Consider the following 14,827-nt stretch of genomic DNA (forward strand, 5'->3'; position numbering starts at 1 on the left):
ATTTCCCGGAGGTGGAGGTGTCGTGGAGAAGCGGTACGAGGTCTTCTGCCTCGCGGACAGATGGTTCTACGACACCCCCGACCGGCTGCCGGGGCGCGGCGCCGTCGCCGCCCCGTTCGCGGAGGCGGAGGGTCCCGCTCCGGAGGGCTGGGAGCGGCTGCCGCTCGGCGAGTGGCTCTATCTCCAGCCCACCGGCTACCGGCTCCCGCACCAGGGCTGGAAGATCCACGTCTCCGCCGCTGCCGACAACGCCGCGACCGTGCTGCGGCGCACATGGAAGGCCTGCGTCGAGCGCCGCGCCGCGTTCAAGTTCCTGCCCGCGCCGCACCTGCTGCACCTGCGCAACTCCAAGTACGCGCCGCGCGGTTCGAGCGGCAAGTTCATCACCGTCTACGCGGATGGCGAGGCGGCGCTCAAGGATCTGCTCGACGCGCTCGGCACCGCGCTCGACGGCGAGCACGGCCCGTACGTCCTCAGCGACCTGCGGATCGGGAACGCGCCGCTGTACGTGCGCTACGGCGGCTTCACCCGCCGGTACTGCCTCGATTCGCGCGGCGACCGGGTCCTCGCCCTGGAGGACGGCGACGGCAACCTCGTACCCGACGAGCGCGGCCCCGTCTTCACCGTGCCCGAGTGGGCGGAGACGCCCGTGCTGCTCCAGCCGCACCTGACGGCGCGCGCCGCGACGACCGTCGCCGGGCTGCCGTACGAGTTCGACGGGGCCCTGCACTTCTCCAACGGGGGCGGCGTCTACACCGGGCGCGACCGGCGTACGGGGGAGCGCGTGGTGCTGAAGGAGGCCCGCCCGCACGCCGGGCTCGCCTCCGACGGCGCCGACGCCGTCACCCGCCTGGAACGCGAGCGGGACGCGCTGCGCGCCGTGGACGGGCTGGGCGTCGCGCCCGGCGTACGGGACTGGCTGACGGTCGGCGACCACTGCTTCCTGGTGCAGGAGTTCATCGAGGGCCGCACCCTCAACTCCTTCCTCTCCGAGCGCCATCCGCTGATCACCGACGACCCCGACCCGGGGCGCGTCGCCCGCTACACGGACTGGGCGCTGGGCATCCACCGTGCCGTCGCCGACGCCGTCGCGGGGCTCCACGGGCGCGGGTACGCCTTCAACGACCTGCACATGTTCAACATCATGGTCCGCCCCGACGAGTCCGTCGCGCTCATCGACTTCGAGGCGGCGGCGCCGCTGAGCGAGGAGCGGCGGCAGGCGGTCGCCCACCCCGCGTTCCTCGCGCCGCCCGACCGTACGGGCGCCGCCGTCGACGACTACGCGCTGGCCTGCCTCAAGCTCGCCCTCTTCCTGCCCCTCACCTCCCTCCTCGCCATCGACCGTACGAAGGCCCGCCACCTGGCACGGACCATCGCCGCGCACTTCCCGGTGCCGCCGGACGAACTCGCCGCGACGGTCGCCGAGATCACGGGTTCCATACGGGCCTCCGTCGGCGTCGGCGTCGGCGACGGAGGCGGGCGGGCGGCGGACGCGGAGGAACCGGACCCGCTCGCCACCGGCCTCGCGGACTGGCCCCGGGCCCGGGACGTGCTGGCCCGTTCGGTCCTCGCCTCGGCGACGCCCGAGCGGAGCGACCGGCTCTTCCCCGGGGACATCCCGCAGTTCGCGGGGGAGGGCCTGGGAATGGCGTGCGGCGCCTCCGGGGTGCTGTACGCGCTCTCCGTCACCGGCGCGGGGAGGTACGAGCGGGGCGAGGAGTGGCTGCTGCGCGCCTGCGCGCACCCCGGTGACTCGGCGGGCGCCGACCCCGCCGAGGGGCCAGGGCTCGGCTTCTACGACGGGCTCGCGGGCGCCGCCTTCGCGCTGCACCACCTCGGGCACACCCAGCCCGCGCTCGACCTCGCGGAGCTGATCCTCGGCGAACGCTGGGACCGGCTCTCCACCGACCTGTACGGCGGTCTGCCCGGACTCGGCCTCGCGCTGGACCACCTGGCCGCCGCCACCGGCGAACCCGCGCTGCGCGAGGCCGCGTCCCGCGCCGCCCTGCTCACCGCCGACCGGCTGCGCCCCGCCCAGGAGCCCGCGCGCCCCCGCTCCCGCCCCCGCCCCCGGCTCGGGCTGCTGCGCGGCCGTACGGGTGCGGCGCTGCTCTTCCTGCGGCTGCACGCGCGCGGCGCCGACACCGGGCTGCTCGACGCGGCGGCCGAAGCGCTCCGGCACGACCTCGGGCACTGCGTCGCGGACGCCGACGGCGCGTGGCAGATCGACGAGGGCTTCCGCACCATGCCGTACCTCGGCGCGGGCAGCGCCGGGCTCGGCGCGGTGCTCGACACCTACCTCGCGGTGCGCCCCGACCCGGAGTTCGAGGCCGCGCGCGAGCCCCTGGCGCGCGCCGCGCTCTCCCACTTCTACGCCCAGCCCGGACTCTTCCGGGGCCGCGCGGGCATGGTCCTCGCGCTCGCCCGTACGGACGCGCTGCCGCCCGGCGTGCGCGAGGCCGCGCTGGCCCGGCAGATCGACGCGCTCTCCTGGTACGCCGTGCCGTACGGCGGGGGACTCGCCTTCCCCGGCGACCAGTTGATGCGGCTCTCGTCCGACCTCGCGACGGGCACGGCGGGCGTGCTGCTCGCGCTCGGCGCCGCGCTGCGGGGCACGGCCGCGCCCGTCCATCTGCCCTTCCTGGCACCACCCGCTGATCCGGAGGGCGGCCCCCAGACGGTCCACGGGACCGGAACCACCCCACCCCACACAGAGAGGACAGAGTCATGACACTTCTCGACCTGCAGGGCATGGACGCCACCGAGGACCTGGAAATCGAGGGTCACGGCGGAAGCCACGTCAGCGTCGCGCACTGCAACAGCTCTGCGAGCATCGCGGTCTGCGCCTGACAAACGCTGAACGGTCCTGATCGCAGAAGTTCGCAGAAGGGGGGCTCGCCGTCGCGGCGTGGCGGAACACGGCGCCGCGACGGCGGGTCCTCCGCGTCGAGGGACGTGAGGGAGGGAACAGGACGGTGAGCGTCACCGAGGCGCGCGGGCCGGCCGCCCACGCCGGAGCATCCGCCGGGGCACCCGCCAGGGCATCCGCACGTGCCCTGCTGCGGGACACGGCCCGCCGCGACGCGCCCCACCTCGTCGCCCTCCTCCTCACCGACGCCGCGGCGGCGGGCGCCGCACTCGCGCTGCCCGCCGTCGTGGCCCGCGCCCTCGACCTGGTGCTCGCCGGGCGCGCGGCCGCGGGCTGGATCGCGGTGTGCGCCGCGCTCGTCGCCGCCGCCACCGCGCTCGACGCGCTCAGTCGACGGCTCCAACTCGGCGCCGAGGCCCGCGGAGCCGCCCACGTACGGCGTACGGCCCTCGCGCACATGCTCGGCGCCGGGCCCCGGCTCACCGCGCGCGTCCCGCCCGGCGACCTCGTCACCCGCACCGTCGGCAACGGCTCCGACGCGGGCCTCGCGCCCGCCGCCGCCGCGACCTCGCTGGCCTCGCTCGCCCTCCCGGCGGGCGGCTTCGTCGCGCTGCTCCTCATCGACGTACGGCTCGCCGCGGTCCTCCTCGTCGGCGGGCCCGCGCTGCTGCTCGTCCTGCGCGCCCTGGCCCGCCGCTCCTCCGACTGCGCCGCGCGCTACCAGCGCGCCCAGGGCGACCTGGCCGAACGCCTCGTCGAGACCCTGGAGGGCGCCCGTACGGTCGCCGCCGCGGGGACCGCGGCCCGCGAACGGGACCGCGTGCTGGAACCCCTCCCCGAACTCTCCCTGCACGGCCGCGCGATGTGGCGCGTCCACGGCCGCGCCGCCGGGCAGGCCGCCGCCGTCGTCCCGCTGCTCCAGGTCCTGGTGCTCGCCGCGGGCGGCCTGCTGCTCGCCTCGGGGGCGCTCACCGTCGGCGCGCTGCTCGCCGCGTCCCGTTACGCCGCGCTCGCCTCCGGCGTCGGCGCGCTCACCGGCACGGTCGCCGTGCTGGCCCGCGCCCGCGCGGCGGCGGCCCGCGTCGCGGCGGTCCTGGACGTACCGGCGCCGGGGCACGGCGCCGGTCGACTCCCGCCCGGAGACGGCACGCTCTCGCTCCGCGGGGTGACCGTCTCGCACGGCGGGCGGGTGGTACTGCGGGATGTCGACCTCACCGTTCCCGGCGGCAGCACCGTCGCGGTGGTCGGCCGTTCCGGCGCGGGCAAGTCACTGCTCGCCGCCGTCGCAGGGCGCCTCGTCCTGCCGGACGAGGGCGAGGTGCTGCTCGACGGCACGTCGCTCGCGGTGCTGAGCCGTGTCGAGCTGCGCGCCGCCGTCTCCTACGCCTTCGCCCGGCCCGAACTCCTGGGCGACACCCTCGGCGACGCGGTGGACCTCGGCGTCCGTACGCCCACGCCGGGCCAGCGCGAGGAGGCGGCGCGGGCCGCCCACGCCGACGGCTTCGTCGCGCTGCTCCCCGACGGCTGGTCCACGGCTGTGGGCGACGCGCCGCTCTCGGGCGGCGAGCGCCAACGCCTGGGCCTCACGCGTGCGTTCGCGCACGCGGGGCGCGTCCTGATCCTCGACGACGCGACCTCCAGCCTCGATACGGCGACTGAGCTGCGCGTCCAGCGGGCGCTGCTCACGCACTCCGCCGTGCACCCGGGGACCCGTCTCCTCGTCGCGCACCGCGCCACGACTGCCGCTCGCGCGGACCTCGTCGCCTGGCTCGACGGGGGCCACGTCCGCGCCCTCGCCCCCCACACCGCCCTCTGGCCAGAACCGGAATACCGCGCGGTCTTCACGGAGTCCCTCGATGCCGATGCCTAACGGGACACGCCTGCTCCTCCCTCGGCTGCGCTTGGGAAGTCTGCGCAAGGCGCAGGGTTGGCAAGCGCAGCCCACTTCGCCGGGTGCCCCGCGTACAGGGCCGGGTTCGGGGTGCCCCGGGCTGTGCTTCGCGGGCCGCGCCCGCGTCGTGGCTTGGCGCGCAGTTCCCCGCGCCCCTGAGGGAGAAGGGGCAAGCTCTGGCGTCTCGTGCTGGTCGAGTGCGTGGGAGGGGGTGGAGGGGACTCGTGGGTGAGAGGGAACGGCTTGGGAGGCGCGGGGCGCGGTATGTCGGCGCTCGGCGCAAAGAGTGCGGGGCACTCGCGGCGTGGTCCGTGCTGGAGGCCGCGCAGACGTTCCTCGGAGGGTACGGGCTGGCCCGCGCGCTCGACGACGGGTTCCTGCGGGACCGGGCGGCGGTCGGCCTCGGGTGGCTCGCCGTGGCGGCCGTGGCGATCCTGGCCGGGGCCTGGGGGACCTCGGGGGTGTACCGGGCCGTGGCCGGACTCGTGGAACCCCTGCGGGACATCCTCGTACGGCGGGCCGTGACCGGGGCCCTGGCCCGGGCCACGGGGCCAGGGCCAGACAAGCAGAACGCAAGCGGGGCCGCCGCCGTGTCGCGGCTGGCGCATCAGGTGGAGATCGCCCGGGACAGCACGGCCGGAATCCTGCTGGTGTCGCGGCAGTTCGTGGTCGCCTCGGTCGGCGCGCTGCTGGGGCTGCTCGCGCTCGCGCCGCCGCTGCTGCTCGTCGTGGTGCCCCCGGTGCTCGCCGGGGTCGGCCTCCTGCTCGTCTCGCTGCGTCCGATGGCCCGCCGCCAGCGCGCGTATCTGCGTGCCGACGAGCGGCTCGCCGCCGAGGCGGGCGTGGCGGCGGCCGGGCTGCGGGACGTCGTGGCGTGCGGGGGAGAGGACGTGGTGCGGGGGCGGCTCGACGGGGCCGTGGACGCCGAACTCCGCGCCTCGCTCGCGCTCGCCCGCTGGGCGGCGCTGCGCAGCGCCGCGCTGGGCGTCGCGGGTCATGTGCCCGTCGTCGTGCTGCTCGCCGCCGCGCCCTGGCTGCTCCGGCACGGGGTGACGGCGGGCGCGGTCGTCGGCGCGCTGACGTATCTGACGCAGTCCTTGATGCCCGCGCTCCAGGCCCTGATCCACGGCCTCGGCAACGCGGGCGCGCGGCTGGTGGTCGTGCTCGGCTGGCTCCTCGCCGACGCGCACGCCGACGCGCCGCTCCCGGAGGAGAAACACTCCGCACCGGCTCCCGCGCACCCTGGCGCCGCCGCCCTCGAACTCCGTGGCGTCACCTTCGCGTACGGGCCCGGCGCGCGCCCCGTCGTGGACGGGCTGGACCTCACCGTGCCGGAGGGCGGGCACCTGGCCGTCGTCGGGCCGAGCGGCATCGGGAAGTCGACGCTCGCGGGGCTCACCGCCGGGGTGCTGGCGCCGGACCGGGGCCGGGTACGGGTGCGGGGCGTGTCCACGACGGCGGACGCGGAGCGGGCGCGCGCCGCGCGGGTGCTCGTGCCGCAGGAGGCGTACGTGTTTGCGGGGACGCTCGCCGCGAACCTCGGGTATCTGCGCCCGGACGGCGTGCCCGAGGGCGAACTCCGGTACGCCGTCGAACTGCTCGGCCTCGGCCCCCTGGCCGAGCGGCTCGGCGGTGCGGCGGGCCGTCTCGCGCCCGCCGCGCTCTCCGCGGGTGAGCGCCAGCTGGTCGCGCTCGCCCGCGCCTGGCTCGCGCCCGCGCCGCTGCTGCTCCTCGACGAGGCGACGTGCCACCTCGACCCCGCCGCCGAGGCCCGTGCCGAACGGGCGCTCGCCGCGCGCCCCGGCGGCACGCTCGTCGTCGTCGCCCACCGGATCGACTCCGCGCGCCGCGCGGACCGGGTGCTGGTGATGGACGGGACGCGCACGGCGCTCGGCACCCATGACGACCTGCTCGTACGCTCGCCGCTCTACCGGGACCTGGCCGGCCTGTGGGACCTCCCGCCCTCCGCCGCGTTTGCTATACAGAAGGCCCCACGCCCGTACGAGGAGCGCGATCTTGACGACCGATGAGCTGACGGCGGACGAAGCGCGGCATCTGGAGCGGGCCGTGGAGCTCGCCGAGGAGGCGCTCGGCGCCGGGGACGAGCCCTTCGGCTCGGTCCTGGTGGGCGGCGAGGGCGAGGTGCTGGCGGAGGACCGCAACCGGGTGCGGACGCTCGACGACCCCACCCGGCACCCCGAGTTCGCGCTGGCCCGCTGGGCCTGCGGCGAGCTGGGTGCCGGGGAGCGCGCCGCCGCCACGGTCTTCACCTCCGGCGAGCACTGCGCGATGTGCTCGGCCGCGCACGGCTGGGCGGGGCTCGGACGGATCGTGTACGCGCACTCGACCGAGCAGCTCACCGCGTGGCTGTCCGAGCTGGGCGTGCCCCCGTCGCCCGTACGCCCGCTCGCCGTGCGGGAGGTCGTGCCGGGGCTGGAGGTGCGGGGGCCGGTGTCCGCTTTCACCGACCGGATGCGCGTGCTTCACCGCTCCTTCTGGAGCTAGGACCCCAAGGGGCTCAGATCCAGCCTGCCCGGCGGCACAGCCGGATCGCGTCCACGCGGTTGCGGGCGCCCAGCTTGCGGGAGGCGTCCGCCAGGTAGTTGCGGACGGTGCCGTGCGAGAGGTGGAGGCAGCCCGCGATCTCCGCGATCGGCGTGCCCTCGGCCGCCAGTTCCAGGACGGACAGCTCGCGGGGCGTCATCGGCCGTTCCGTGGCGTCCAGCAGGCCCGGGGCGAGGGTGCCGTCGACGATGCGTTCGCCCTCGGCGACCCGGCGGATGGCCTGGGCGAGCGCGGCGGGGGTGCCGTCGGCGTCGACGAAGCCGCGGGCCCGGGCGCGGTGCGCCCAGTACATGAGCCCCGGCTTGCCCGCGGGGACCAGCACGAGCACCTTGCCGACGGTCTCGCGCGCGTAGCTCCCGAAGAGGTCGGGGAGGGCGCGGCGCCCTCCGGTGCCCGCGCACTCGGCGTCCACGACGCACACGTCGGGGCGCGAGGACCGCAGGCGGTACGGGGCCTCGTGGAGGGTGGCCTCCTCGACGTCGATGGCCGCGTCCTGGCCGAGCACGGCGGCGAGCGCGGCGCGGGTGACCCCTGTGTCCAGTACGAGCAAGACCCGGATCATGTGGGCTCCAGCGTGGTCGACGCAGCGCGCGAACGGCGGTTAACACCGCTGACACAATCTACCGGCGACCGGGTGTAGCGGACACCGGTGTTCCGGACGCCCCGCCCCCGGGGCCCCGGACTGGGCAGAGGGCCGCGCGGTGTCCGTCGTCGCTGGTCAGCGCCGGGTCGGCGGGCGTGAGGAGCAGACCGGAAAACGTCCCCGGATAGTTCTGGACTATCGCGAAGAGGTATCAGTGGTCCAGACCTGGGGCTTTCCGGGGGCGCGGCACCGCGGCCTCAGGCCGTCACCGCCGCGACGGCCTCCAGCTCCACCAGCTGGTCGTCGTACCCGAGGACGGTCACGCCCATCAGGGTGCTCGGCACGTCGTGCGCGCCGAACGCGTCCCGTACGACCTCCCACGCCCTCACCAGGTCGGGCTGGCGGGAGGAGGCGACGAGGACGCGGGTGCTGAGCACGTCCTCCAGCGTGGCCCCGGCGTCCTTGAGCGCGACGCGCAGATTCTCCACGCACTTGGCCGCCTGGCCCGCGAAGTCGCCGACGGCGGCCGTCGATCCGTCGGCCTCCAGCGGGCAGGCCCCGGCGAGATGGATGAAGCGCGCGTCGGCGGGCGCGGTCGCCGCGTACGCGTACTCGGCGACGTCGGACAGCGAACCGGAACGGATGAGACGGACGGCACCAGCCATGGAGTTCCCCTCGGAGTGCTGTTGGGCGACAGGATGATCCGCCTCATGCTTGCAGGCCAGGGGCCCGGCCCGCCTCCGGATTTCCGCTCGCTACTGTGCTTGGCACGCACGTACGTACGCTGACGCATCGAGCGACGAGGGAAGCCGATGACCCCGCCACCGCCCCTGCCCCGCCCCTTCGGTGCGGAGTTCCGCGCCGATCCGTACGCCGTGCACGCGAGGCTGCGCACGGAGGGCCCCGTGCACCGGGCCGCGCTGCCGGACGGGACGGCGGTGTGGCTGGTGACCCGGGACGCGGACGTACGCGCGGCGCTCGCCGACCCCCGGCTCTCTGTGGACAAGTCCCACGCGGGCGACGGCTACACCGGCTTCTCGCTGCCGCCCGCGCTCGACGCGAACCTCCTCAACCTCGACGGCGCGGACCATCTGCGGCTGCGCCGCCTCGTCTCGTACGGCTTCACCGCGCGCCGCGTGCGGGAGGCGCGCGAGGGCGTCCGCGCGGTCGCCGGGCGCTGCGCCGACCGGCTCGCCGCCGCCGAACGCCCGGACCTCGTACGGGACTTCGCGCTGCCGCTGCCGCTCGCGGTCATCGGGGACCTGCTCGGTGTGCCGGAGGACGAGCGCGGGCCGTTCGCCGGGTGGGTCAGGACGATGCTCGCGCCCGACGACCCGCGCGAGGTGGTCGCGGCCATCGGCGCGATGCACGACTATCTGCGCCGCCTCGTCGCCGAACGCCGTGCCGAACTCGGTGCCGAACGCCGTGCCGAGCCCGCCGGCGATCTGCTGTCCGCGCTGGTCAGGGCCCGGGACGAGGGGGACAGGCTGTCCGAGGACGAGCTGTGCTCGCTGGCGTTCCTGCTGCTGGGCGCGGGCATCGACAACGTGCAGCACACCCTCAGCGCGGGCGTACGCTCCCTGCTGCGCGCCCCGGACCAGTGGGCGGCGCTCGCCGACGACCCCGGGGCGCTGCTGCCGGGCGCCGTCGAGGAGATGCTGCGCCACGGGCACCCCAACCTCACCGCGATCCGGCGCTTCCCGACCGTGCCCGTCACCTACGGCGGGACGACGCTGCCCGCCGGTGACACCGTGCTGCTCTGCCTCGCGGGCGCCAACCGCGACCCGGAGCGGTACGCGGCCCCGTACCCCGAGCGCTTCGACATCCGCCGCGCCGACGCCGCCCAGCATCTCGCGCTCGGACAGGGCGTGCACTACTGCCTGGGCGCGCCCCTCGCGCGCCTGGAGCTGTCCGTCGCGCTGGAGACGCTGCTCGTCCGCTTCCCCGGGCTGCGCCTGGCGGGCGAACCCCGCTGGGAGACCTCGTTCCGCTCGCACTCCCTCGCCGAACTCCCCGTCACCCTGGGCGAGTCCCGTCCCGGCGGTCTCGCGGACAGCTGATCCGTCCGCCTACAGTCACGTGCGTGGACCCGACAGCCGAGAACCTCGCGAAGCAGTACGGACTCGCCCCCCTGCCCGTCGAGGGCGGGCTCTTCCGTGAGACCTGGAGCGGCCCTCCCGACGCCGCCGGACGCCCCGTCGGGACAGCGATCATGATGCTGCTGACCGACGACGAGGACGACTTCTCCGCACTGCACCGGCTGCCCACCGACGAGGTGTGGCACTTCTACCGGGGCGACCCGCTGGAGCTGCTCCTCCTCCATCCCGACGGGCGCGACGAGGTGATACCGCTGGGCCGGGAGCCGCACGTCCAGACCGTCGTCCCGGCGGGCACCTGGATGGGCGCCCGCGTCGCGCCCGGCGGCACGTGGTCGCTCTTCGGCACGACGATGGCCCCCGGCTTCCTGCCCTCGGACTACGAGGGCGGCGACGCGGAGACGCTGGCCGCGCGCCACCCCGCGCGCGCCGCACTCATCCGTGCCCTGTGCCGCGCCGACGCGCCCCAGAGCATGCCCGACGCACTCGACGCAGAGGAGAAGAATGACTGACCCCCAACTGCCCGCGCTCACGGGGAAGACAGCCCTGGTCACCGGCGCCAGCGGCGTCATCGGCGCCGGGATCGCGGACAGGTTCGCGCGCGCGGGCGCGGCCGTCGTCGTCCACTACCACCACGGCGAGAAGGCGGCCCGCGCCCTCGTCGAGCGCCTCACCGGCGAACTCGGCGCCGAGGCCACGGCCCTCGCCGCCGACCTGACCGACGAGGGGGAGTGCCGCCGCCTGGTCGAGGAGGCGGCCGCCTGGCGCGGCGGACGGCTGGACGCGCTCGTCAACAACGCCGGGATCCAGCCCGTGCAGCCCTTCGCGGAGCAGACGGCCGACGACTGGCGCCGCCTCTACGAGGCCAACGTCACCAGCACGTTCGCCTGCACCCACGCGGCGGCCGAGGTCATGGGCGCGCAGGAGGAGGGCGGTTCGGTCACCCACATCGCCTCGATCGAGGGCAGCCAGCCCGCGTTCCACCACGCGCACTACAACGCCTCCAAGGCCGCCGTGATCATGCACGCGCGCGCCGCCGCGCTGGAGCTGGGCCCGCGCGGCATCCGCGTCAACAGCGTCTCGCCCGGCCTGATCGACCAGCCGGGCCTTGCCGAGAACTGGCCCGAGGGCGTCGCCCGCTGGACGGAGTCGGCCCCGCTGACCCGGCTCGGACGCCCCGAGGACATCGGCAACGCCTGCGTCTTCCTCGCCTCCCCGGCCGCCTCCTGGATCAGCGGCACGAACCTCACCGTGGACGGGGGCGTCAGCGCGCATCCGACGTGGTGAGCGGGCGCGGCGGCGTCGCGGGGATCCGTGACTCCTTCCGGCAGTCCAGCCGCGCGGCCATGGCCCTGCTGACCGAGTGCAGCACGGTCATGGCCGCGCGGGCCCGCGCCGCGTCGGCGAGCTTCGCGTGCCCGTCCGTGAACGGGACGTCGACGCGGCCCGCCACCAGCGGCGGGTCCCCGCGCCGCAGCCCGCCCGCGCAGCGGAACGCGAGGAAGGCGCCGCTGTCCCGCGCCCAGGCCAGCTCGCCCACCCCGTACCGCACCTGCCCGGGCTCCCGCGCGCGGCGCGGCTCGTCGCCCGCGCCCAGGTGCGTGAACTCGACCTGGAGGAGCGGGTCGTCGCCCTTGCCGTCCTCCAGCGCGTGCACCCGGCAGACGACGGAACGGGACGTGGCGGCGTCCGCGTTGCCGCGCAGCGTACGGGCGGCCTCCGCGAGGGACGCGTCCCGCTTCTCCCCGTACCCCTCGTCCTCCACGCTGAGCGAACGCACGGCCCGCGCGGCCCCGGGGGAGAGGGCCCCGTGACACAACTCCCCGGCCCGTACACCGTCGTCCTCGCCCCCACCGGAGGTGCACCCGGCGAGCAATGCCGTCAGAATCACGAAAGAGAGCGCTGTTCGAGGGGCGCGGGGAACTGCGCGACCGGCCACGACGCGCCCGCGGACCGCGGATAGCGGCGAGGGGCACCCCCTTTGCGGTGACGGCCTACCCCACATACGGCTCGCGGCCCTCGAAGGCATTCCCCTGCGGCCCGATGGCCAGATATTTGCTCTTGATGTCATCGGCGAGGTCCCCCGTCGGGTCCAGCCCAGGGGCACGCCCCTTCAGATGTTTCTCGGCGGCGGCGCCCAGGTCGTTCTCGCCGCGGGCGAAGAACTGGTCCTTGTCCTTCGGCGGGTCCGGCAGATCGGGGCCGCCGAAGACCACGTCGTCGTGGAAGAGCTTGGAGAACTCCGTCGTCGCGCCCGTCACGATGGGCACGGCGACGCCCCAGGGGCCCGTCTTCCCCAGGACGCTGAGGATCCCGGCGGTCACGCCGGGCGCGCTGCCGGTCATGCCGACGCGGGTCCAGTTCGCCGACTCGCGGAACGCCTCCTGCGCCTTGGTGGTGTCGGCGCTGTACTGGGCCTCGATCTTCTGCACGCGCGCGTGGTCGAGGGTGCCGCGCGCCTCGGCCTCCGTCAGCAGCACGCGGCGGCCCGTGGCCCAGCTCTCGTCGCTCTCCGAGGGCGGGTGCTGCGCGAAGCGGTCGAGGGTGTAGAGGTGCTCGGCCTGGTTCATGACCGCGTGCGAGGTCTTGTCCTGGCCGAGGACGCTGAGGAAGTCCAGGGCCTGACCCCGCCCGAAGTCGGCGTGGCCCTTGTACGCGGAGGGGAACGCCCTGTCGTTCTCCAGGCCCTCGCCGACGCCGGAGATGTTCCGGTTGAGGTCGTCCACGTAGGCGCCGCCCATCGCGCCGAGGCTGGCGGCCATCGCGGGCTGGTCGTGCAGCAGCTTCGGCCCGTCCTCGCCGCCGTAGACGTGCACGACCTGCTCCATGACGCCCGCCGTCGCGGCCGTACGGCGGTCGCGGTCGCCGCCGTTCTGGAAGATCTCCGGGTTCCTGCCGGTCAGCTCGTCGGCGTCGTACGCGTAGCCCGTCGTGGCCGCCGTCAGGGCGTGGCCGAGGGCGTCGTGGCCCGGCTGCGTGCCGGGGCCGTTGCCCTTCATCCCGTCGAAGTCCCAGTTGCGGTCCTGGGTGAGGTATTTGAGGTGGCCGTTCAGCTCGGACTCGCGGTCGACGGCGCCGCTGACGCCGCCCGGCTGGGCGAAGAAGCCGGTGGCGGCCTCCGGGTTGTGGCCGAGCCCCTCCAGGAAGCCGGTCACCGCGTCGTGCCCGGTGTCCCTGCCGCCGCCCTCGGGGTTGAGGGAGTCCGTGTCGGCCTGGTTGGCCCAGTAGGGGAAGGGGCCGCGGGTGTTCTCCTTCTTGTCCCAGGCCAGCAGCTTGTCGCCGTACCGCTTGAGGAAGCCGCTGTCGTACGAGCCGTGCCGCATCAGGTTGCTCATCAGCTGGAAGCCGAAGGGGTGGGTGCGTCCGCCGCTGCTCTCCAGCCGGTCGTCGCCCATCGCGATCATCTTCGTCTGCCACTCGCGCATGGCGGGGGTGTCGGCGTGCGAGGCGGTCGCGAGCGTGGTGCCCAGGGACTTCTGGAAGACGGTGGCGGAGCGCTGCCACGCCTTCTCGTCGATCTTCGTGTCGGGGAAGTCGACGTGGTGCGGGTGGGTGGCGTTGTAGAAGAGCTTGAGCGTCCCCTCGGGGCCCATCCGCAGCGCGAACCGCTCGGCGAACTCGGCGTCCTGGGAGTGCCGCGCGACGATCCGGGTGAGCCGGGCGAACTCGTCGGACGGCAGCTTGCCGTTCTCCGTACGGGCGATCCGCAGCGCGTCCCTGAGGTCCTTCGCGGAGGCCTCGCGGGCCTGGTCGAGGCTGGCGTAGGCGTGGTCGTTGAAGCCGCGCGCCGTCCCGTTGACGTCGGTGGTGAGCGCCTGGGCCAGGTCGCTGTCGGCCTCGGTGGCGGTCCTGAGGGCCTTGCGGGTGCGCTCGGCGTACGCCTCGATCGTGTCCCGGTACCACTCCTCCAGGTCCTTGCGGCTCTTCTCCTCCTGGGCGTCCAGGTGGAGGGAGACCGAGCCGTCCCGCTTGTCGAGCTTGAGGAACTCGTGTCCGGCCAGCTCCGTCTCGATGTCCTCCAGCGCCTTCCGGGCCGCCTTGAACTTCTCCAGGGCCTGCCACATGACCCGGTGCACACGCCGGGCCTCCTCCTCGGCGGCCTGGATCTGCGCCCGTACGCGCCGCAGGCTCCGCCACGCGGCGTCGGCGGCCTCGCCCTCCCAGCCGGAGTGGGCGAGGCCCTTGGTGACCTCGGTGCCGAAGTTGACGCCGATCTGGTCGAACTTCCCCGGCGCCTTGCCCCACTTGGTGACGGCCTCGCCGAGCGGCCCGAGGTCGGCGGCGCGCAGCTCCGCGTAGCTGATCGAGCCGCTCATGAGGCCCTGCCCTTGCCCCTGGCCGCCTCGCGGATCTTGCGGTCGCGCTCGATGTCGGTGCTCCGGAAGTGGTCGGCCGCGTACCGCAGGGCCTTGGCCGTGCCGCCGAACTGCTCCTTCACGTACGCCATCTGGTCGCGCCAGCGCTCCTGGAACGTCGTGAGCGCGCTCTCGGTCGCGAAGCCCTTCAGCGTGCCGCCGACCTGCCCGGTCTCGCGCATCACCTCGTCGTCGGCCCTGAGGAACTGGCCGCGCACGGTCTCGGCACGCCCGGCGCGCGTCCGCAGCACGGACGGCGTCACGGCGAGCGGTTTCTCCCCCGGCCCTCGTGGGCCTCGTGGGCCGTCTCCGGCCCCGTCGATCTGCATCCCCACGGATCCCGACGGCGCGTGGACGGCCTTGAGCTCCGCCCACTCCTCCTCGAACGACACCGAACCTCCCGTGCTCCCCCACGACTACCGGGCGGCGACGAACGTAAGCAGGTCAGGAGAACGGTGGGCGACGGCG

The 14,827-nt window shown here is 75.0% G+C and carries 13 protein-coding genes; 8 read left to right on the forward strand and 5 right to left on the reverse strand.

Features of this window, described 5'->3' with window-relative positions; genetic code table 11:
- Positions 1-22 precede the first annotated feature (22 nt).
- The 5 genes from lanKC (at position 23) to ACGF3A_RS37865 (ending at position 7,265) form a co-directional block, all read left to right on the forward strand.
- Positions 23-2,731, forward strand: a complete 2,709-nt coding sequence (gene lanKC, locus ACGF3A_RS37845) for a class III lanthionine synthetase LanKC (RefSeq protein WP_393735059.1) — start codon at positions 23-25, stop codon at positions 2,729-2,731.
- On the forward strand, positions 2,728-2,850 hold the full coding sequence (locus ACGF3A_RS37850) for a SapB/AmfS family lanthipeptide (RefSeq protein ID WP_393735060.1): 123 nt from the start codon (positions 2,728-2,730) through the stop codon (positions 2,848-2,850). Before lanKC ends, ACGF3A_RS37850 begins: the two co-directional genes overlap by 4 nt.
- Before the next feature lie 125 nt (positions 2,851-2,975).
- Entirely contained in the window at positions 2,976-4,739 is a 1,764-nt protein-coding gene (locus ACGF3A_RS37855; RefSeq protein WP_393735061.1) for an ATP-binding cassette domain-containing protein, read from the forward strand.
- 332 nt (positions 4,740-5,071) lie between these two features.
- A complete protein-coding gene (locus tag ACGF3A_RS37860; protein WP_393735062.1) occupies positions 5,072-6,790 on the forward strand; it encodes an ATP-binding cassette domain-containing protein in 1,719 nt (572 codons plus the stop codon).
- Positions 6,777-7,265, forward strand: a complete 489-nt coding sequence (locus ACGF3A_RS37865; protein ID WP_393735063.1) for a nucleoside deaminase — start codon at positions 6,777-6,779, stop codon at positions 7,263-7,265. Before ACGF3A_RS37860 ends, ACGF3A_RS37865 begins: the two co-directional genes overlap by 14 nt.
- A 13-nt stretch (positions 7,266-7,278) precedes the next feature.
- Here the strand turns inward: ACGF3A_RS37865 and ACGF3A_RS37870 are convergent, their stop codons facing one another.
- Both ACGF3A_RS37870 and ACGF3A_RS37875 read right to left on the reverse strand, forming a co-directional pair.
- Complete coding sequence (locus ACGF3A_RS37870) at positions 7,279-7,887, reverse strand: response regulator transcription factor (RefSeq protein WP_393735064.1); 609 nt, start codon at positions 7,885-7,887, stop codon at positions 7,279-7,281.
- 278 nt (positions 7,888-8,165) lie between these two features.
- Entirely contained in the window at positions 8,166-8,573 is a 408-nt protein-coding gene (locus ACGF3A_RS37875) for a RidA family protein (RefSeq protein ID WP_393735065.1), read from the reverse strand.
- A gap of 147 nt (positions 8,574-8,720) precedes the next feature.
- Here ACGF3A_RS37875 and ACGF3A_RS37880 point away from each other — a divergent pair, with 147 nt between their 5' ends.
- The 3 genes from ACGF3A_RS37880 to ACGF3A_RS37890 are packed head-to-tail and all read left to right on the forward strand — an operon-like array spanning position 8,721 to position 11,291.
- Positions 8,721-9,968 (forward strand): cytochrome P450, encoded by a 1,248-nt coding sequence (locus ACGF3A_RS37880; RefSeq protein ID WP_393735066.1) that lies wholly within the window; start codon positions 8,721-8,723, stop codon positions 9,966-9,968.
- A gap of 23 nt (positions 9,969-9,991) precedes the next feature.
- Positions 9,992-10,516, forward strand: coding sequence for a cupin domain-containing protein (locus ACGF3A_RS37885; protein ID WP_393735067.1), 525 nt, complete (start codon positions 9,992-9,994; stop codon positions 10,514-10,516).
- Positions 10,509-11,291, forward strand: coding sequence for an SDR family NAD(P)-dependent oxidoreductase (locus tag ACGF3A_RS37890; protein ID WP_393735068.1), 783 nt, complete (start codon positions 10,509-10,511; stop codon positions 11,289-11,291). The genes ACGF3A_RS37885 and ACGF3A_RS37890 overlap by 8 nt, the downstream gene beginning before the upstream one ends.
- On the opposite strand, the gene ACGF3A_RS37895 is transcribed toward ACGF3A_RS37890, so the two are convergent.
- The 3 genes from ACGF3A_RS37895 to ACGF3A_RS37905 form a co-directional block, all read right to left on the reverse strand.
- Entirely contained in the window at positions 11,269-11,895 is a 627-nt protein-coding gene (locus ACGF3A_RS37895; protein ID WP_393735069.1) for a hypothetical protein, read from the reverse strand. The genes ACGF3A_RS37890 and ACGF3A_RS37895 overlap by 23 nt on opposite strands.
- A gap of 103 nt (positions 11,896-11,998) precedes the next feature.
- Positions 11,999-14,320, reverse strand: a complete 2,322-nt coding sequence (locus ACGF3A_RS37900; protein WP_393735070.1) for a hypothetical protein — start codon at positions 14,318-14,320, stop codon at positions 11,999-12,001.
- Positions 14,317-14,751, reverse strand: coding sequence for a hypothetical protein (locus ACGF3A_RS37905; protein ID WP_393735071.1), 435 nt, complete (start codon positions 14,749-14,751; stop codon positions 14,317-14,319). The genes ACGF3A_RS37900 and ACGF3A_RS37905 overlap by 4 nt, the downstream gene beginning before the upstream one ends.
- Positions 14,752-14,827 lie beyond the last annotated feature (76 nt).

This window comes from Streptomyces sp. NPDC048172 (genome assembly GCF_043202595.1).
In the GTDB taxonomy this organism is placed as follows: domain Bacteria; phylum Actinomycetota; class Actinomycetes; order Streptomycetales; family Streptomycetaceae; genus Streptomyces.